The organism is Amycolatopsis oliviviridis (genome assembly GCF_014654365.1).
Classification (GTDB): Bacteria; Actinomycetota; Actinomycetes; order Mycobacteriales; family Pseudonocardiaceae; genus Amycolatopsis; species Amycolatopsis oliviviridis.
On the sequence record NZ_BNAY01000001.1, the window covers coordinates 433429 to 451810 of the forward strand.

18 protein-coding genes are annotated in these 18382 nt (G+C 69.9%); 4 read left to right on the forward strand and 14 right to left on the reverse strand.

The genetic code is table 11. The annotated features are described in order from the left end of the window. Nucleotides 1-8 precede the first annotated feature (8 nt). From IE302_RS01535 to IE302_RS01550, 4 genes are read right to left on the reverse strand one after another with little or no spacing between them, the layout of a single operon-like run. On the reverse strand, nucleotides 9-1307 hold the full coding sequence (locus tag IE302_RS01535) for an alpha-L-fucosidase (RefSeq protein WP_191250969.1): 1299 nt from the start codon (nucleotides 1305-1307) through the stop codon (nucleotides 9-11). A 27-nt stretch (nucleotides 1308-1334) separates the two neighbouring features. Next, a complete protein-coding gene (locus tag IE302_RS01540) occupies nucleotides 1335-2201 on the reverse strand; it encodes a carbohydrate ABC transporter permease (protein WP_191250971.1) in 867 nt (288 codons plus the stop codon). Continuing rightward, nucleotides 2198-3154, reverse strand: coding sequence for a carbohydrate ABC transporter permease (locus tag IE302_RS01545; protein WP_191250973.1), 957 nt, complete (start codon nucleotides 3152-3154; stop codon nucleotides 2198-2200). Before IE302_RS01545 ends, IE302_RS01540 begins: the two co-directional genes overlap by 4 nt. After that, a complete protein-coding gene (locus tag IE302_RS01550) occupies nucleotides 3151-4479 on the reverse strand; it encodes a sugar ABC transporter substrate-binding protein (RefSeq protein ID WP_191250975.1) in 1329 nt (442 codons plus the stop codon). The genes IE302_RS01545 and IE302_RS01550 overlap by 4 nt, the downstream gene beginning before the upstream one ends. 181 nt (nucleotides 4480-4660) lie before the next feature. Between IE302_RS01550 and IE302_RS01555 the strand changes: the two genes are divergently transcribed. Further along, nucleotides 4661-5668: a hydroxyacid dehydrogenase gene (locus IE302_RS01555; protein WP_191250976.1), complete on the forward strand. Its 1008-nt coding sequence runs from the start codon at nucleotides 4661-4663 to the stop codon at nucleotides 5666-5668. A 315-nt stretch (nucleotides 5669-5983) separates the two neighbouring features. On the opposite strand, the gene IE302_RS01560 is transcribed toward IE302_RS01555, so the two are convergent. Both IE302_RS01560 and IE302_RS01565 read right to left on the reverse strand, forming a co-directional pair. Then, nucleotides 5984-6388, reverse strand: a complete 405-nt coding sequence (locus IE302_RS01560; protein ID WP_191250978.1) for an acyl-CoA thioesterase — start codon at nucleotides 6386-6388, stop codon at nucleotides 5984-5986. A 1-nt stretch (nucleotide 6389) separates the two neighbouring features. After that, nucleotides 6390-6881 (reverse strand): DUF6130 family protein, encoded by a 492-nt coding sequence (locus IE302_RS01565; protein WP_229907544.1) that lies wholly within the window; start codon nucleotides 6879-6881, stop codon nucleotides 6390-6392. A 157-nt stretch (nucleotides 6882-7038) separates the two neighbouring features. On the opposite strand from IE302_RS01565, the gene IE302_RS01570 reads away from it, so the two are divergent. Then, entirely contained in the window at nucleotides 7039-7284 is a 246-nt protein-coding gene (locus tag IE302_RS01570; RefSeq protein ID WP_191250980.1) for a hypothetical protein, read from the forward strand. A gap of 87 nt (nucleotides 7285-7371) precedes the next feature. On the opposite strand, the gene IE302_RS01575 is transcribed toward IE302_RS01570, so the two are convergent. Further along, nucleotides 7372-8139: a S1 family peptidase gene (locus IE302_RS01575; RefSeq protein ID WP_191250982.1), complete on the reverse strand. Its 768-nt coding sequence runs from the start codon at nucleotides 8137-8139 to the stop codon at nucleotides 7372-7374. Nucleotides 8140-8234: 95 nt separating this feature from the next. Between IE302_RS01575 and IE302_RS01580 the strand changes: the two genes are divergently transcribed. Beyond that, nucleotides 8235-9341, forward strand: a complete 1107-nt coding sequence (locus IE302_RS01580; protein ID WP_191250984.1) for a LysR family transcriptional regulator — start codon at nucleotides 8235-8237, stop codon at nucleotides 9339-9341. Here the strand turns inward: IE302_RS01580 and IE302_RS01585 are convergent. The 5 genes from IE302_RS01585 to IE302_RS01605 all read right to left on the reverse strand — a co-directional run bounded on the left by IE302_RS01585 (nucleotide 9222) and on the right by IE302_RS01605 (nucleotide 14577). Further along, the gene (locus IE302_RS01585; protein ID WP_229907545.1) at nucleotides 9222-10178 is read right to left on the reverse strand and encodes a LysR family transcriptional regulator; all 957 of its coding nucleotides are present in this window, start codon (nucleotides 10176-10178) and stop codon (nucleotides 9222-9224) included. The two genes, IE302_RS01580 and IE302_RS01585, sit on opposite strands and share 120 nt — an antisense overlap. A gap of 41 nt (nucleotides 10179-10219) precedes the next feature. Continuing rightward, complete coding sequence (locus tag IE302_RS01590) at nucleotides 10220-10861, reverse strand: sigma-70 family RNA polymerase sigma factor (protein ID WP_191250988.1); 642 nt, start codon at nucleotides 10859-10861, stop codon at nucleotides 10220-10222. Continuing rightward, nucleotides 10846-12195: an alpha-lytic protease prodomain-containing protein gene (locus tag IE302_RS01595; protein ID WP_191250990.1), complete on the reverse strand. Its 1350-nt coding sequence runs from the start codon at nucleotides 12193-12195 to the stop codon at nucleotides 10846-10848. The genes IE302_RS01590 and IE302_RS01595 overlap by 16 nt, the downstream gene beginning before the upstream one ends. A 353-nt stretch (nucleotides 12196-12548) precedes the next feature. Beyond that, entirely contained in the window at nucleotides 12549-14126 is a 1578-nt protein-coding gene (locus IE302_RS01600) for a tannase/feruloyl esterase family alpha/beta hydrolase (protein ID WP_191250992.1), read from the reverse strand. Nucleotides 14127-14142: 16 nt separating this feature from the next. After that, the gene (locus tag IE302_RS01605) at nucleotides 14143-14577 is read right to left on the reverse strand and encodes a cupin domain-containing protein (RefSeq protein WP_191250994.1); all 435 of its coding nucleotides are present in this window, start codon (nucleotides 14575-14577) and stop codon (nucleotides 14143-14145) included. Between the two features lie 128 nt (nucleotides 14578-14705). Here IE302_RS01605 and IE302_RS01610 point away from each other — a divergent pair, with 128 nt between their 5' ends. Beyond that, the gene (locus tag IE302_RS01610) at nucleotides 14706-17396 is read left to right on the forward strand and encodes a helix-turn-helix transcriptional regulator (protein ID WP_191250996.1); all 2691 of its coding nucleotides are present in this window, start codon (nucleotides 14706-14708) and stop codon (nucleotides 17394-17396) included. Nucleotides 17397-17458: 62 nt separating this feature from the next. On the opposite strand, the gene IE302_RS01615 is transcribed toward IE302_RS01610, so the two are convergent. Together IE302_RS01615 and IE302_RS01620 are read right to left on the reverse strand one after the other, a co-directional pair. Then, a complete protein-coding gene (locus IE302_RS01615) occupies nucleotides 17459-17611 on the reverse strand; it encodes a hypothetical protein (protein WP_191250997.1) in 153 nt (50 codons plus the stop codon). A gap of 250 nt (nucleotides 17612-17861) precedes the next feature. After that, the gene (locus IE302_RS01620) at nucleotides 17862-18293 is read right to left on the reverse strand and encodes an organic hydroperoxide resistance protein (protein ID WP_191250999.1); all 432 of its coding nucleotides are present in this window, start codon (nucleotides 18291-18293) and stop codon (nucleotides 17862-17864) included. Nucleotides 18294-18382: the final 89 nt, after the last annotated feature.

The following is an 18382-nucleotide window of genomic DNA, read 5'->3' on the forward strand; positions in this document are numbered from 1 at the left end:
CTCCGTGCTCAATCGGTGGGGAGGGTTTCCGCGGCGGCGGGGCTGGTGAGGAACAGCTCGATCACCGGGACCGGGGTGTCCGGTTTCCGGATCGGGAGCTTGAGGGTGAGCGTGCCTTCCGGCTGCCCGCCCATCTGGGTGTTCTGCGCGGTCTGCCCGGGATCCGTGCGGACCTGCTGGATTTCCGAGGCGTCGTCGAGCAACTGGGCGTAGCGCACCCGCCCGGCCAGCCCCGGCAGGTGGACGTGGTTCATCGGCCAGCTGAAGAGATGCAGGTAGAGCCGGTCCCCGCGCTGGGTGTAGCGGCCGTCGGCGGGCGCGGTGAATTCGGCGGGACCGCAGCCGCGGACGGAGCGTTCGTGCCGGTCCATCCAGCGGCCGAGTTCGGCGAGCACCTCGTGTGCCCGCGGATCGATCTCGCCCCGGCCGTTCGGCCCGACGTTGAGCAGCAGGTTCCCGTCCTTCGACACGCCGTCGACCAGCATCCGGATGAGCAGTTCGGGGCTCTTGTAGTCGAGGTTGTCGCGGTCGTACCCCCAGCTGCCGTTGAGGGTCTGGCACGCCTCCCACACCACCGGGACGCCGTCACGGGTCATCGGACCGGACGGCTGGTACTGCTCCGGGGTGATGAAGTCGCCGGGGATGCCGGTGCGGTCGTTGACCAGGATGCCGGGCTGGAGTTCGCGGACCAGCGCGAGCAGGCCGGGGGAGTCCCAGTCGTCCGGTCCCTTGCCGCCCCACCATTCCTTGCGGCCCTTGTAGGAGAAGTCGAAGAACAGGTAGTCGATCGTGCCGAAGCGGGTGAGCAGTTCGCGGACCTGACCGTGCAGGTACAGCCGGTACTCGGCGATGTCGGCGTACTGGTGTGCCGCGATGTACTCCTGGTCGTCACGGCGGGGATGGGTGCCGTCGACCGGGAAAGCCGGGTGATGCCAGTCGATCAGCGAGTGGTAGAAGCCGACTTTCAAGCCTTCTTCGCGGCACGCGTCGACGAACGGACCGAGCAGATCCTTGCCGTACGGCGTGTTCGTCACCTTGAAGTCGGTGAGATCGCTGTCCCACAGGCAGAAACCGTCGTGGTGCTTGGTGGTGAGCACGACGTAGGTCATGCCCGCGTCCTTCGCGGCCCGCGCCCAGGAACGCGGGTCGTACTTGTCCGGCTCGAAGTGGTCGAAGTAGACCCGGTACTGCTCGTCGGTCAGCTTTTCGCGGTTCTGCACCCATTCATGCCGGGCGGCCAGGGAATACAGTCCCCAGTGGACGAACATCCCGAACCGGTCGTGGGTGAACCAGGCGGTGGAACTCACTGCAGGATCGCTCCTTGAGGTGGTGGGTCAGCCCTTGAGCGCGCCCGAGGCGAGGCCGCGGACGAACGAACGCTGGAAGAACAGGAACGCGGCGACCGAGGGGAGCAGCGCCAGCAGCGACGCGGCCATGATCACGCCGGGCGTCACGTCCGAGTCGATGCGCAGGGTCCGCAGGGCCAGCGGCAGGGTGTAGGTCGAGGCGTCGGTCGAAACCAGCAGCGGCAGCAGGTACTGGTCCCAGATCATCGTGAAGCCGAAGACACCGATCACGCCGAGGGCGGGCTTGCACATCGGCAGGATGATCTGCGCGAAGATCCGCAGGTCCCCGGCGCCGTCGATCCGCGCCGCCTCTTCGAGCTCGCGGGGGACGTCCTTCATGAACTCGGTCATCACCAGGATCGAGAAGGCCCACGCGCCCAGCGGCACGATCATCCCGGCGAGGCTGCCGATCAGGTTGAAGTGCACCAGGGGCAGGTCCGACAGGATCAGCGAGAGCGGGATCGCGAGGATCTCCTCGGGCAGCATCAGCGTCGCCAGGATCGCGACCAGCACGAAGGTCATGAACCGGAACTTCTTGCGCGCCAACGCGTACCCGGCCAGCACCGAGATGACGACCTGCAGCAGCAGGCCGAAGCCGACCACCAGGAACGAGTTGAGCAGGTACAGCCCGACACCCTTGTCGAACGCGATGCCGAAGTTGTCCAGGGTGGGGCTCGACGGGATGACGCTGAGCGCCGTCGGGTCGGACACGTCGCTGAACGAGCTGACCAGCAGCGCCAGCAGCGGACCGGCGAACACCAGGAGCAGCAGGGCGTACAGGACGAACTTCAGGATCCGTCCGCCCGGCGACTTGACGGCGTCGAGGCCGAGCGCCGAATCGTTGGCCGCGGTCATGCGTCTCGCCTCCGTCGGAGCACCTGGACGAACAGGGTCAGCACGAGCGTCGCGAGGAACAGCAGGACCGCGCCCGCCGCGCCGACGCCCAGCCGGTTCTGTTCCAGGCCGAGTTTGTAGATCAGGGTCATCGCCACCTCGGTCGAGCCGTTCGGCCCGCCGTTGGTCAGCAGGAACACCTCGGTGAACACCCGCAGGCCGCGGATCGCCGCGAGGACGAACAGGATCGAGAACACCGACCGCAGACCGGGCAGCGTCACGTGGAGGATCTTGCGCCAGCGCGAGGCACCGTCCACAGTGGCCGCCTCGTAGAGCCCGCGGTCGATGCCGGCCAGGCCCGCGAGGAAGATCATCATGTCGTACGGCGCGCCGCGCCAGATACCGGTGATGATGACCGAGACCATCGAGGAGTCGGGATCGTTGATGAAGCCCGACGGGCCCAGCCCGACCAGGCCGAGGATGGAGTTCAGCATCCCGTCCTCGGTCGGGTGGTACATGATCCGCCAGAGTTCGGCGACCACCGCGATCGGCACGACCACCGGCAGGAACGCCGCCGACCGCAGGAACTTCAGCCGCTTGCTCTGACCCTCCATCAGCAGGGCGAGCGCGAGACCGATGACCATCGACCCCACGGTCTGCCCGATCGCGATCACGACGGTGTGCCAGATCGCGGAGTGGAACGCCTCGTCACCGAGGACGGTGCTGTAGTTCTCCCCGCCGACCCACTGGTTGCCCAGGTACGGCTGGACGTCCTGGAAGGACATCGTCACCGCGGTGATCATCGGGATGAACTTGAAGTACACGAACAGGATCAGGGCCGGGGCCAGGAACAGCCACGGCGTCCACCACTTCCCGTCGCGGTCGCTGCGCCTGCGGGCCTTCGGCGCGGGCGTCCGCTTGACGGCGGGACGGTCCGCGCCGACGGCCGCCGGCTTGGCGTGATCTACGGTCATGACGCGCTGATCCCCTGTTGCTGCAAGGTCGCGGTGAGCTTCGTGTCGAGTTTGGACAGTTCCGCCTTGACGTCGAGCTTGCAGTCGGCGACGAGCGCGCTGACGGTGTCGGCGGTGTCCTGGCGGACCGGCGTCCAGTTCGGGATGGACGGCGCGTAGTGGCCGGACTTGGCGTAGATCTCGGCGTAGGTCTTCCAGCGCGGGTCCGGGCGGACCTGGGCGATGTCGACGTTCTTGTTCACCGGCAGCTGCACGATGAAGGCCGAATCGCCTTCCATGCCGATCTTCTGGCCATCGGCCGAGATCGCGAAGTCACCGAAGGCGTCCTGCCCGGCCTGGTTCGGCGAACCGGCCATCATGTAGATCGACAGGCCTTCGGCCAGGACGTCGGAGTTCTTGGCGCCCTGCGGCATCGGGACGACTTCGTACTTGTCCTTGCCGAGCGACTTGTCGAAGCGCGGCAACAGATACGGGCCGACGACGTACATCCCGGCCTTGCCTGCCTCGAAGGTCTCGTTGGTCGCCGGGGTCGGCATGGTGACCGAGCCGGGCTGGATCACGTTGTCCTTGCAACCGAGGTCGCGGAACCACTGCACGGCGGCCACGGATTCGGGCGTGCTCATCGACGGCTTGTACTTGCCGCCACCGGTTTCGGTGATGAAGTCGCCGCCCGCGGCCCACAGGAAGTTGGAGAAGTACCAGGAGGCGTAGCCCCGCTTGGTCGACAGTGTCGCGGTCAGCCCCGCGGTGTCGTTCTTCCCGTTGCCGTCGGGGTCACCGGTGGTGAAGGCCTTGGCGAGGTCGGCCAGTTCGGCCCAGTTCTGCGGGACGCTCTTTCCGAGCTTCTCGCGCCAGTCCTTGCGGATCAGCAGCGCCGAAGCCTGTGCGCTGTAAGGCAGGCCGTACAGCTTGCCGTCCGGCATCTGGTTCGACTTCAGCGCCTGCTCGGTGAGCTCCGAGGCGTGCTTGATCTTGCCCTGGTCGATCTCACGCACGAGCCCCTGGCTCTTCAGCGTGCCGACCTGCGTGACGTCGTTCATCACGATGTCCGGCAGATCGCGCTGGGCGGCGCGCTGCGCCAGCTTCGTCTCGAAGTCGTCGAAGATCGCGGTGACCTGCACCTTGAATCCCGTGGCCTTCTCGAAGGCTTCCGCGAGCCGTTTGGTGGCCTGTTCGCCGGCGCCACCGGGCGTCGTCCGGGTCCACAGTTCCAAGGGCGCCTTGGTGTCCTGCGCGACGTTCGTTCCGGCGGGACCTGCCGAGCAGCCCGAAAGGACCAGCGCTGAGACCGTGAGTCCCACGCCGATCCACCGCGATTTCCGCATCGCTTCTCCTGTTCACTGTGGACCACGCTGTCTACTCCGGAGGGGACGGTAAGCGCTTTCACGGCGTCCGGTCAATGGTCCGATGATTACGAATTTCAATCGGCCGGGTTTGCCTGTGCGTGGGACGCACCGACCGTGGACCGGGTTAAGCATCCGATGTATGGTCGCCGCGGAGGTAGGGATGACCGAGCTGCAACACCGCCCGACAGCGCTTCTCGTGATGGAGGAACGCCGCCGCGACGACGTTTACCCCGAGGCGGTGCTGAAGGAGATCGGAACGCTGGTGGACCTGCGTGAGCCGCTCACGCGAGAGCGGCTGGCGGAGGACCCGGCGGCCCTGGAAGGTGTCGAGATCCTGCTGTCCGGCTGGGGTGCCCCGGTGCTGGACTCCGTCCTCTTGGGACACGCCGCGGACCTGCGCGCCGTGCTCGTCGCCGCCGGCTCGGTCCGGCCGCTGACCACGCCCGAGTTCTGGGCGCGCGAGCTGCCGATCGTGTCCGCCGCGGCCGCGAACGCCGTCCCGGTCGCCGAGTTCACCCTGGCCCAGGTCCTCTTGGGACTCAAGCAGGTGCACCGGATCTCCCGCGAGATCCGGGAGCGGAAGGCGTATCCGCCGGATCCGAGGGTCGCCGGGGCGTACCGGTCCCGGGTCGGCCTGCTCGGCCTCGGCGAGATCGGCGCTCTCGTCGCGTCGCATTTGCGCGCTTTCGACGTGGAAGCGCTGGCGAGCGACCCCGTCGTCGACGCCGCGCGGGCCGCCGAGCTCGGCGTGCGGCTGGTGGGTCTCGACGAACTGTTCGCCACGTGCCCCGTGGTCAGCCTGCACGCGCCGCTGCTCCCGGAGACCAAGGGACTGGTGAACGGGGAGTTGGTGGCCAAGATGGGCATCGGCGCGACCCTGATCAACACCGCCCGCGGCGCCGTGGTCGACGAGCCGTCGGTGATCCCCGTGCTGTCCGGGCGCCCGGACCTCACGGCGATCCTGGACGTCACCTGGCCGGAGCCGCCGGAACCGGACTCGCCGCTCTACACACTGCCGAACGTGGTGCTCACTCCGCATCTGGCCGGCGCGCTGGGCGCCGAGCGCGCGCGGATGGGCGAGCTCGTGGCGGCGGAGCTGCGGCGGTTCGTACTCGGGGAGCCGCTCCAGCACGCCGTCGCGCCGGACCGGGCGCACCTGCGGGCATAACCTGTCAGGGTGACGCTCGCCTTTCGAGAGACCGGCCCCCGGACAGGCGTCCCCGTGGTCCTGTTGCACGCCTTGGGCAGCGAATCCGGCACTTGGGACGATTTCGCGGCGGTGGTGGGGAGTTCCTGGGGGCGGCGTATGTATAACGACCTATACCGCTCGGCTTACGCGAGTCGGCAGGTAGAACGACGTTGCGAAAGCTTCGTTCGCAACCTTGAAGGTTGCGAACGTGGCTTTCGCGTCATCGCCCCACCGTCGTCGAGGGGCTGCCGAAGGTGTGTCGCTGCGAAACGGCGACGGTCACCGGTTCCGCATTCAGAGGCGACCGGGCTCGGTCGCCAGCGCGGTGAGGGTCCGGTGCGGGTCTTCGGTCAGCCGCCGGGTCTTGTGGTCGAGCAGGCCCCAGGTCGACTCGACCCGCGCGGCCAGGACGCCGTCGGAGCGCAGGAAACGCTGGTGGACGCGCCAGGTCTTCCCGGCGCCGAAGTCGGGTTCGACGGAGACCGTGATCTCGTCGCCGAACCGGACCTCGTTCAGATAGTTGATCCGGGCTTCGAGCAGAACCGGACCGAATTCGCCCTGTGTGAAGGTGACACCGGCCCGCCGCAGATACGCGACCCGGGCCTGGTCCGCCCAGTCGTGATACGCGATCGCGGTGACGTGGCCGTTGAAGTCGGTGTCCGCCCGGCGCGGGGTCAGGGTGAAGGTGAAGGCCGTCATCTCAGTGGTGTCCACTTTGGACGGGGACGACGAAGTTGACCGTCTTCTCGTCGAGGATCTTGTGCGTGGGGTCGGCCAGGCCGATCCACACCTTGTGCGAACCCGCGGGCAGTGACTGGATGATGAGCGGTTCTCCGCTGCCGTCCGCCCAGTGCCACGCCGCGTCGTCGACGGTCACGTGGATGTGGCCGATCCGGGGCGAGACGTCGAGGGCGGCCGGGCCGTACACCGGCACGATCCGCAGGTTCTCCGCCCGGTACCGCAGCACGACCAGGCCCATCGCGAGCTGTTCGGGCAACGGCGCGTCCACGACCAGCGAGGGTGGTGGCTGCGAGGGCAGCGGCACCACGGGAGCGGGCGACCAGTCGCCGGCGGCGACGGCGGCCGGGGGAGCGGCCGCCGCCGGCGCGGGCGGGGGAGCGCTGCAAGCGGCGGTGGCCAGGACGGCGGTGAGCAGGGCGGAGGTGAGGGCGAACTTCCCAAGAGCGGGCATGAACTCAAGCTAGGACGGACACCGGGGCCGCGGCGCCCGTCGGACGACGTCATCGCTGTACGTCGTCGTGACACTTTCCGGTGATCACCAGCTGAACCGGGGCGTGACGGGGAATACCCAAGACATCGAGCAGGGGGCGGAAGTAAGGGAGAGCACGATGAAGTCTCGTCTCGCCGCTTTGACGGCCACCTTCACGCTCTTGGTCTCCGCAGGTGCCGTCGCCGCGGCACCGGCCTCGGCGGACCCGGTTCCGGGCAGCCCGAACAAGTTCTACGCGTCGTGCGCCGTCGACCTCTTGGGTGTCCCGGTGGGCTGCCTAGAGACCGACGAGACGCACGCGACCCACATCTGTCAGTACGTGATGACCGGATTCGGGCTGGGGCTCGACTGCATCCAGCGCTGACCGGACGGGAACCGGGTGGGCGTCCCTGCGACGCACCCACCCGGCTCCCCTTCCCGGTGCGGTTCACCGGTCACCGCACCGGGAGGATCACACCCCGGCTACCGAAGAGATCCACTGCCGGTGCGCGGTGACGTCGGTGTAGATGGTGTCGCCGGTGCCGCACGTCGAACTCTGGTGGCCCGCACGGCTGGTCGCACCGGCCAGCGTGCCCTGGACGATCAGCGGTCCGCCGGAGTCGCCATAGCAGGCGGTCTGGTACGTCGTGCTGTACACGCACAGCTCCGTGGAACCCTGAATGGTCTGGCAGCGGCTGTCCGGATCGATGCGGGTGTTGAGCTGCTTCAGGTTCGCCGGAGGCTGCTGCTCACAGCCACGCTGCGGGCAGGTCTGGCCCCAGCCGTACAGCGTGACATTCGTCCCCTGGGCGGGCGAGGTGCTCGCGATCTGGACCGGGGTGTTCTGCACGGGCTGGGAGAGCCGGATCAGCGCGATGTCGTTCGGGCCGGCCTGTCCGCTGTAGCGGGGGTGCTTGATCATGCGCGACGCCGAGGCCAGGGTCCCGCCGTACTGCCAGGTCTTCGAGCCGATGCGTACCTGCATGCTTTGCTGCTGGGGGATGCAGTGCGCCGCGGTCAGCACCCACTGCGAAGCGATCAGGGATCCGCCGCAGCCATGGCGGCCGTTGACCTGGAGCGAAGCGATCCACGGGAAGTCGCCGGACGCCTGTCCGCCACCGACGATGGCCGGTCCGACCTGTCCCGGTTCCTGCGCCGCCACCGGCGATGACACGGACAGCGCCGCCGCGCCCGCGACCAGCGGGATCAGAGCGGCGCGCAGCAGGGTACGCAGTCTCATGGGGAGTCCTCCTCGACATTGAAGGGGATATGTCTGATTCACCTTCGCCGCGCGAGGGCTTCCGGAGAACTCCCGGCTTTGTATAGCGTTCGTCTATGGAACTGGGGTTCCGGCAGTTGCGGGTGGTCCGCGCCATCGCCGAGACGGGGACGCTGTCCGCCGCCGCGGCCGCCCTCGGCCTCACCCAGCCCACCGTCACCGAAAGCCTGCGCCGGGCGGAACGCGCCGCCGGCGGCCCACTGTTCCATCGGGACCGGCACGGCGCGCGGATCACGCCGCTGGGCGAGCTGGTCGTGGCCCACGCGCGTGCCGTCCTGGACGAACTGGCCCGCCTCGAGTCCGCATTGGACCGCAACCGATACGGCACGCTGCCCGATCCCGTCCGGATCTGCGGGATCCCCGGCCAGCTGGTGGGGAACCTGGCGGTGGCCGTGCCGCGGGTGCTGTCCACCGGGGTCGAGGTCCGGGGCGCGCTGAGCGTCCCGGCGGCACTGGACCTGCTCGCCGACCATCGGCTCGAACTGCTCGTCGTGGTCGACTTCCCCGGCTACGTCCACGCTCCTCCGCCGGAGATCGGCCGCGTCACCGTCGCGAGGGAACCGATGTTCGTGGCGGTCGCCGGGCATCACCGGCTCGCGGGCCGGTCCGAGATCGCGCTGGAGGAGCTCGCCGGTGAACGCTGGCTGAGCGTCGCCGACACCGCGGACCTCGACGACACGGAGTTCACCGGCTACCTCGGTGACGTCTGCCGGGCGGCCGGGTTCAGCCCCGGGATCCGTACCCTGCCGCCGAGCGTCTGCGCACAGCTGTGCGAACTGGGCGAGGCCGTCCTGCCGATGGTGCCCGCCGCCCGGCGCCGCAGCGGGATCGAGGTCATCCCGTTGCGCGGCAACCCGCTGCGCATGACCACCCGGCTGTACTGGCACGAGCGCGGGCCGTTGGCCGGGAACGCGGTCCGCGCGCTGTGGGCGGAACTCGTGCGGGCACAGCACGCCGTCATGGAAGTCCCGGACCTGTATCGAGCCTGGCTGGCCGATAATCCACAGTGGACGACCACGGTGGGCTCCTTCGAGGAGGCGAGGTCAGGTGCCGAGCCAGCCGGGGTTGGCCGCGGCCCACTCGGGGAGACGATGCCGGAGGGCGGCCAGCTCGGTGATCGCGTGGACCAGTCCACTCCGGACGGCGGGGACGTCGACCGCTGATCCGTCGCGCCACAGCAGGAGATGCCGTGTCCTCAGCGGCACACCCCGCAGGGCCACCACCGAACCCGGCATCGTCGAACCGGAATCGAGGGATTGGGCCAGCGCCACCGCGCGAGGATCGCGCCGGACGGTCTGCCGCAGCACCATCGGTTCCAGCTCCTGTACGGTGATCGTGCCGAGACCGGCCCGGGCGCATTGGTCGGTCAGGTGGTCGTGGAACTCGTCGTCCCCGCCCGCCACGGCCAGCCACGCCGAATCGGTGAGCTCGGACAGTGAGACCTCGCCGCGCCCGGCGACAGGATGCTTCGAGGACACGATCACGAAGACCGGTTCCGTCCCGACGGGAAGCATGTGGACGCCGTCCGGCGGAACGATCTCCTGACCGGGATGGTCCACGTACAGCGCCAGTTCCACCGTGCCGTCGAGCAGCGACGAGAACAACGCGGTCCTGCTGGTCACCGCGAGCAGTTCGACCGGACGTCCGGGGGCGGCCGCGGCGACCACGCCGCTCAACGCCTCGGCGAAGACCGTCGGGAGCGCGCCGATCCGGAGCAGGCCCTCCGACGGTGCGCGGTGGAACCGGCGGATCGCCAGGTCGAGCTCGTCCGCCGCGGCCAGGACGCGCCGCGCGTGGTTCAAGAGCACCTCGCCCAGCGCGGTGGGCCGCACGCCGTTGCGGTCCCGTTCGAACACCGTCCGCTCCAGCGCCCGCTCGACCCGGTGGAGCTGCGCGCTCAGCGCGGGCTGAGACAGCCCGAGCGCGGTGGCGGCCTTCGCGATGCTGCCCGCCGACGCGATCGCGTCGAGGAGGCGCAGATGCCGGACATCGATTTCCACCGGCCAAGTATGGCCGTCCCCGGGGCCGATGAGGGGGCTGATCACAGGTCGTCCTCGCTGATGATCGTGCGGAGTTTCTGCAGGGCGCGATGCTGGGCGACCCGGACCATGCCGGGGCTCACCCGCAGGACCGCTCCCGTCTCGGGGGCCGACATGCCGACGGTGATCCGCAAGCGGATGATCTCGCGCTGGATGTCGGGCAGGGCGCTCATCAACCGGGTCAGCCGGTCGTGGCCGTCGGCGGCGAGGGCGTGCCACTCGGGTTCGTCGGTCTCGGGCGTCGCGCGTTCGGGCGGGTCGGGCGTGGGCTCAGATCTGTCCCGCGCTCGCCACCGGAAGGCTGCGGCGACCTTCCGGGCGGCGATCCGGAGGACGGCGGTGAGGAAGGAACCGCCGGTGGCCCGGGTGGTGGGAAGCTTGGTGAGGACCGCCAGGCAGGTCTCCTGCGCGATGTCCTCGGCGGCGACCACGCGTACGTCCACCCCGCCCATCCGGCTGCGGCAGTAGTCCGCGACGACCGGCTGGACGAGGCACATCAACTCGTTCGTGGCCGCGGGGTCACCGCGGCTGGCGCGGGGGACGAGGGATTCGAGATCCGCCGTCAGCGCGCCGTCGTCAGGGGGAGGAGCCGCCCCCGGCGAGGTGAGGTCACCGGGGGCGGCCCAGGTCAGGCGAGTTCCCAAAGCGCGGGCACGTTCGGCGGTTCCCAGCCGGGCATGGAGGTGTGCGGCTGGATCACGCGATAGTTGCTGCCGCCGTAGCTGGCGGTCGCGCCGGAGCCGTAGTAGGTGTACGGCGCCCAGGTGCCGCCCGGCGGGTTCGACGTCGTCGGCCCGGTCGTGGTCGTAGGCGTGGTCGTCGTCGGCCTGGTGGTGGTCGTCGGCTGGTTGCCGCTGACCGTCAGGCGCAGGTTGTAGACGCTCAGGATCTCCGTCACCGGCTGGAAGTAGATGGTGCCGCCGGAGGTGCAGTTGCCGGAGCCACCCGAGGTGACACCCTGCGCCTGGTCGCCGGTGAGCCACGAACCGCCCGAGTCACCGGGTTCGGCGCAGGCGTTCGTCCGGGTCAGGCCGGTGATGGTGCCCTCGGGGTAGGTGACCGAGGTGTTCTTCTGCAGGATGGTGCCGCAGCGCCAGCCGGTGGTGGAACCGGAACGGCAGACCGACGAGTTCACCGCGGCCTCGGTCGAACCGGCGACCGGCACGGTGCCGGGGTAACGGTTCACGAGCGCACGCGGGGTGTTGCCCGCGTCGGCGCGGACCCAGGCGTAGTCGTTGCCGGGGAAGCTGGAGCCGGCGACGGAACCGCTCGGGTTCGACGTCCGGGTGCCGGTGGTGCCGCAGTGACCGGCGGTGACGAAGCCGCCCTCGACCGCGAAACCGATGGAGCAGCGGCCCGAGCCGAAGGTGTAGGCGTTGCCGCCGATGATGTCGATCAGCGGGCGTGGCTGCTCGGTGCTCGCCTCGATCCGGAACAGGTTGGAAGGCACGCCGGAGTCGGCCGCCCACGACTTCGCGGCGGCCTCGCCACCGGCGTTGGCCAGCACGACGATCGAGTTGGTGACGACGTCGGTGTACCAGCCGGGAACGGTCTTCGGTGCCTTGGTGGACTTGGCGTCCAGCCGCAGCTTCGCCGCGTCGAGGTCGGCGGCGCTGCGGGCGACGGTCTTCGGGGTCGCGCCGGCGGCGCGCACCAGGTCGGCCTGGGCGGCGTCGGTGACCGCCACGGTGAGCGTGGTCCCGGACGAGTCCAGCCACGAGCCGGCGTACGAGGTGCCGAGCTGCTTCTTCAGGGTGTTGTCGGCGATCGCGGCGCGCTGCTCGCTCGCGATCCGGGCCTTGGCCTGGTCGGGGCTGATCTTGAAGTCCCGGGCCATCGCGGCCAGCATTTCGGACTGTGCCTGGTCTCCCGAGGAGGCCTGCTGACCGGCACTCGCGCTGGGGGTGAGCGCGATGGCGGTGAGCAGGCCTGCCCCGGTTATGGCCGCGGCTGTGGCGGCGAGGATCTTTCTGTTCATGTCGACGCTTTCCTCGGAAACGGGCGGGGGAGGGAGATTCGTTCCCGACCGTACGAGGCGTGTTCACGGACTGGTACATACCATTTGGGTCATATCGCCCGGCTTGAACGCGGGGTGATATGACGGTTGTTCGTGGTGATCCGGCAGGCGATTCCGTTGCGGTGCAATGAATCTGACCGCCCCCGTGGGGGATTTTCCCGATTCGCACGGTTTGATCGTCGCGAGGCCTCTCGTCGTCAATACCGTACTTTCGAGGGGTAGGGCAAAGGTAACGCCGGAAGTTCTCACAGAGTGAGGAAGTGCCCGTCGTGCCGATGGGGGCGGCGGCACGACGGGCACGGGTGGGGAGGGCCTCAGCGGGCGGTGCAGCGGTAGCTCGTGGCGACCGCCGGATCACCGTGACCGCGGTAGCGCGAGACCTGCGGATACGGGCAGAGATCGCGGGTGAGGGTCTTGTCGGCGTTCGCCGCCGGCAGGGTCGCCGGTGCCTTGCCGTGTTCGACCCAGTCGACGAGCGCGCCCAGCGCGTTCGTCGGCGCAGCGCCCGCGCCGCCGAAGCAGTGCGCGACACCCGGGGCGAGGAACAAGCGGTAGAAGTCGTCGACCCGCCTCGGGCCGCCCATCTCCCGCTCCACCTCGCGGCGGTACTGGAGCGTGCCGCCCGGCGGGATCAGCTGGTCGTCGCTGCCGACGAAGGTGATCAGCTTGCCGCCCGCGCGGCGGAAGTCCGACAGATCGGGGTCGGAGGTCCCGATGACCTGGTCGTACTCTCGCACCGACTGGCGGAACAGGTCGGCGAACTGACGGTAGGTGAGCTTCTCGGTGTCGAACCCGGGCTGCTTCTTCAGGAAGGTCTTCACCCAGCCTGTGGCCACCGGGAATCCCGGGGCGGTCGTCACCGGGCCGAAATCCGCGCCCTTGGGAAGCCCGGCCCACAGCCGCCGCCCGTGTTCGTCGGTCGGCCCGGCCCAGATCTTGCGCACGACCTCGGCGTCCGCCGCGGTGACGGTGACCTCTTTGCCCTCACAGAGCACCTTCGTGCCGATGAGGGAGCGCGGGTCGTAGCTGCACTCGTCCGGCCGGTCCACGATGCCGTTGGAGACGCCGTCCCGGCCGTCGCAGGCCTTGATCGCGGCCTGCTGGAACGCGGTGAAGACGCAGGTCGCCGGGTAGGTCTTCTCCTGGTTCATCACGACGCGCGGCCAGAGGGTCGCGACCGCGAACTCCGCCCAGTGCACTGCGGGCGCGTTCGCCAGGACGCCGTCGAAGTCGCCGGGATAGCGCTGCGCTTCCGAGTAGCCTTGACGGCCACCGGTCGAGCAGCCGTTCCAGTACGAGTAGCCGACGGCCCGCTGATAGAACTTCTGGGTCACGTCCTTCCCGATCACGGCGGCTTCATGCACGGACCGGGTCGCGAAGTTCGTCACCAGCGGTTTGTTGATCTCGCCCTGGGGAGTGAGCGCCCACGAGGTGTCGAGGAAGGTCAGGGGCACACCGGCGTCGGTCGTCACGCCGCTGTAGCCGTCCTTGACCGCCTGGACGAGCGGGGCGCCGAAGTCACCGGCGGTGTAGGCGCTGCCGCCGACCGCCTGGAGCCTGCCCGTCCACCCGGTCCGCGGCAGCGCGACGGCGACCTTCACGTGGTCGCCCGCCGTGCCGTGGGTCAGCGTGACGGTGATCTCGCAGTACGCGGGCACGCCGGTGATCGGGGCGGGAGCCGAGAACGGGGTGGGCGGGAACGTGACGGTCCCGCCCGGTTTCTGTACCGCCTCGACCGTTTCGATCCGCGCGCCCGAGGGCGCCGCCACGGGCACCGCCGCGCACGACGACGTCGCCGCCTGGGCGGGCGCCGACTGCGTGACGGAGGTCAGCACCAGCGGCAGCAAGGCCGCCAGCGGCGCCGCCGCCAGGAACATCTTCTTGCGTCTCATCACTTTCCTTTGCCGGTTATTCGAAAGAACAGCCAGGGTTGGGCACGTCCACGGCCAGTGCCTGGCCGGCGGGCACCCGGTAGAGCACTTCGAGCACGACCGGCTCCGCGCCCAGGTTGCGTCCGATGTGGACATAGCCGGGCCCGCTCGCCTCGGAGATCGCCTGCCCCGGGTGATAGACGCCGTCACTCGCGCAGGTCGCGTCGTGGTGGCTCAGCACGCCGCGTTCGACCACGCCGGTCACGGATCCGGGGTGGAAGTGCCAGCCGGTGCTGCCGCCGGGCGCCAGCGTGATCTCTTTCAGGACGTACTGCGTGCCGCCGGTCACCTGGTCGAAGACCGTCACGGCGCTGACCCCGCGGCCGGGGGTGGCGTTCGCGGTCGCGGGGGCGAGCCCGACGACCAGGCCGGCGAGCGCGAGGGCGAGCGTGAACCGGGAAGCCTTGTGCATGGGACCGAAGGTAGGCGGGACGTGTTGACACGCCGTCTACATCCTGTGGACGCCGCCGGGAAGTCCTAACCGGACCGTTTGGGTATCGTCGGACTGGGCCGTCCGGCCCAGGGGAGGAATGCCGCACCATGCCGCTTTTCGGACGGGAAGCCGAGCTCAAGGACCTGAGCGAGCTCGTCGACGGGCCCGCCGCGGGCTGCGCCGGGGTCCTCATCCAGGGGGAACCCGGCATCGGCAAATCCGCCGTCGTGACGGAGGCCGTGGCCGCGGCGACGGTCGGGGGCCTGCGGGTGCTGCGCACGACCGCCGTCGAGGCGGAACGGAACTTCGCCTACGCGGCCCTGCACCAGCTGCTGCATCCGGTGCGGGCCGGAGCGGACACCCTGCCCGCGCCGCAGCGTTCCGCGCTCTGGGCGGCGCTGGGGCTGGCCGAGTCGGCGGAGCCCAATCCGTACTTCGTCGGGCTCGCCGCGTTGACACTCCTCTCGGAGGAGGCCGCGGGCAAGCCGTTGCTGATCGTCGCCGAGGACGTCCACTGGATGGACCGCGAGAGCGCCGACGTCCTCGCGTTCGTGGCCAGGCGGATCGACACCGAGCCGATCGTGCTGATCGCGACCCTCCGGGACGGGGAGCCGTCGCCGTTGCGGGACGCGGGACTGTCCTCAATGGACCTCGAACGCCTGCCCGGCGACGTGGCTGCCGAGCTGCTCGACTCCGTCGCCCCCGGGCTCGCCTCCCCGGTCCGGTCCCGGCTGCTCGCCGAGGCCGCCGGGAATCCGCTGGCCCTCACCGAACTGCCGTCGGCGGTGACCGAGGCACCCGATCCGGTGCTGCCGCTCACCGAACGGCTGGAGCGCACGTTCGCCGCCCGGTTCACCGCCCTGCCGGAACCGGCGCGCACGACGTTGCTGGTGGCCGCGCTCAACGAGACCGGTTCGCTCACCGAGACACTCGCGTCGGCGAGCGCGCTGCTGGGCGAAGACGTCCAGCCGTCGGCACTGGCACCCGCCGCCGAGGCCCGGCTGGTCGACCTCGAACCCCGGACGGTCTCGTTCCGGCACCCGCTGATGCGTGCGGCGATCCCCGCGTCGGTGCCGCTCGAAGAACGGCGGCGCGCTCACCTGGCCCTCGCCGAGACCCTTCGCGAGCAACCGGACCGACGAGCCTGGCAGCGGGCGGCCGCAGCGACCGGTGCCGACGAAGAAGTGGCGCGCGAACTGGAGAACGCCGCCGACCGGGCGCGGCACCGCGGCGGGGCGACCGCCGCCGTCGCCGCGCTGGAGCAGGCGGCCCGGTTGAGCGCGGACCCGGAACGCCGGGCGGAGCGGTTGCTGCGCGCGGCCGAACTGGCCGTCGAATCCGGTGGCCGCGAGACGGCGGAACGGCTCGTCGGGGACGCGCGCGCCGGGGAACTCACGCCACGGCAACGATCGACGGCGAGCTGGCTGCTCAGCGGTTTCGAGGACGGCGTCCGGGAGGATCTCTCCCGGGTCGGCGAACTCGCGCGGCTGGCCGAGTCGGTCGCGGAGGAGGGGCGGCCGGATCCGGCGATGCGGGTCCTGTGGGGCGCCGCGATGCGCTGCTTCTGGGCCGAACCCGGCGCGGAGGCGCGACGGACGCTGCTGGCCGTCGCGGACGGTCTCCCGGTCGAGAACTCGGACCCGCGCCTGGTCGCCGTCGCCGCGTATGTGGCGCCGTTCGAACGGGCCGAGTCCGTGCTCGGCGAGCTGCGCGGACTCGCCGCCACCACCGGCGCCGATCCCGAGGTCGACCGTTTTCTCGGCAGCGCGTCGCTGCAGGTCGGCGCGGTCGATCTGGCCGCCCGGTTCTCCGCGGCCGCGGCACCGGGGCTGCGGGCGCAAGGCAGGCTCGGCTTACTGCCGCGGGCGCTGGCCGTCCAGGCGTGGAGCCGGGTCCGGCTCGGTGACCTCGCCGCGGCCGTGCCGGTCGCTGCGGAGGCGGCCAAATTCGCCAAGGAGACCGGGCAGCCGTTCATGTACGGCTTCGCCACCGCGGTCCAGGCCGAGATCGCCGCGCTGCGGGGTGAGCACAAACAGGCCAAAGCGCTGGCCGACGAGGCGGAACGGACCGGCCTCGCCGCCGGCGCCCGGCCGGTACTGGCGACGGTGCAGCTGGCCAGGGGCATCACGGCGTCGAGCGAGGGTCGCTTCGACGACGCGTTCGCCGACCTGCGGCGGCTGTTCGACCCCGCCGATCCCGCCTTCCAGCTGGCGTTGCGCGTCTACTTCGTCGCGGACCTCGCCGAGGTCGCGATCCGGGCGGGCCAGGTCGAGGCGCTGCGCGAGATCGTCGCGGAGATGGAGCGGCTGGCCCGGTCGACCCCGGCGCCCGCACTGCACATCGGGCTGCGTTACGCCCGCGCGGTGCTCGATCCGAGCGACGAACTCTTCGAGACCGCCTTGGGCGCCGAACTGGACGGGTGGCCCGCCGAACGCGGGCGGCTGCATCTGGCCTGCGGCGAATGGCTGCGACGGCAGCGGCGCGCTGTCGACTCGCGAGCGCATCTGCGCACCGCGCGGGAGACGTTCGACGCGCTCGGCATGACCGCGTGGGCCGAACGCGCGCGTCGTGAACTGCGGAGCGCGGGGGAATCCAGCCCCAACCGCGGCCCCGACGCGCGCGAGAAGCTGACCCCGCACGAGCTGAGCATCGTGCAGCTGGCCGCGGAGGGACTGACGAACCGGGAGATCGGGCAGCGGCTCTACCTGTCCCATCGGACGGTGGGCACGCATCTGCACCGGATCTTCCCGAAGCTCGGGGTGAGCTCGCGGGCGGAACTCAAGGGCGTCGTGTCATGAAAGGGCCGTTCAGGACGTTTTTCGTCCTGAACGGCCCTTTCATGACATCCGGGAAGCGGGTGTCAGGCGACGGTCGCGTCCTGGGGCTCGGAAGCGTCCCGAAAGCCACGTTCGGGGACACTCGGTGTCCCGAACGTGGCTTTCGCGACGTCGGCGAAGACAGGCGAGCGGTCGGTACGGGAGGTCTGGCGGCAGGGCAGTGTTGTGAAAGCCACTTTCACAACCTTCAACGTTGTGAAAGAGGCTTTCACAACATCCGAGGCCGACATGCACGCGAGCGAGCATGACACCTTTGCTTTACCGCTCGCGACTCCCCGCGAAACCGCACTTAAAGGCATCAATCGGGCATGCCTTCGCTCCCTGAGTGTCCCATATGGACACTCGGGGCGGGCGTCTCAGGCTTGAACGCGCCCATATTTGCCTTACGCCTCTATAACCCGAAACGCCGCCATTCTGCCTCGCACCTCAGGCGACGGTCGCGTCCAGCGTGACTTCGATGTTCCCCCGCGTCGCCTTGGAGTACGGGCACACCTGGTGCGCGCCCCGAACCAGTTCGTCGGCGGTGGCCTGGTCGATACCGGTGGCCTCCAGGTGCAGCGCGGCGCTCAGGTGGAATTCGCCCGCGCCGGTGTCGTGGTGCAGCGTCACCTCGGCGACGACCGCGAGGTCGTTCAGCGGCACCTTCTTGGCACCCGCGACCCGGCGGACGGCGCCGACGAAGCAGGACGCCCAGCCCGCGGCGAACAGTTGCTCGGGGTTCGTGCCGTCGCCGGCGCCGCCGAAGGCCTTCGGCACGGCGAGGCCGACGTCGAGCGCGCCGTCGTCGGAGGTCGCCCGGCCGCCGTTGCGGCCTTCCGCGGTCGAAGTGGCGACGGCGGTGTACGTGGTTTCAGACATGCCGCAACCGTAGGAATCCGGCCGGGACCTCGGCGCCCGTCGGACGACGTCATTCCTGTACGTCATGGGTGGACGACGTACGCCGACGA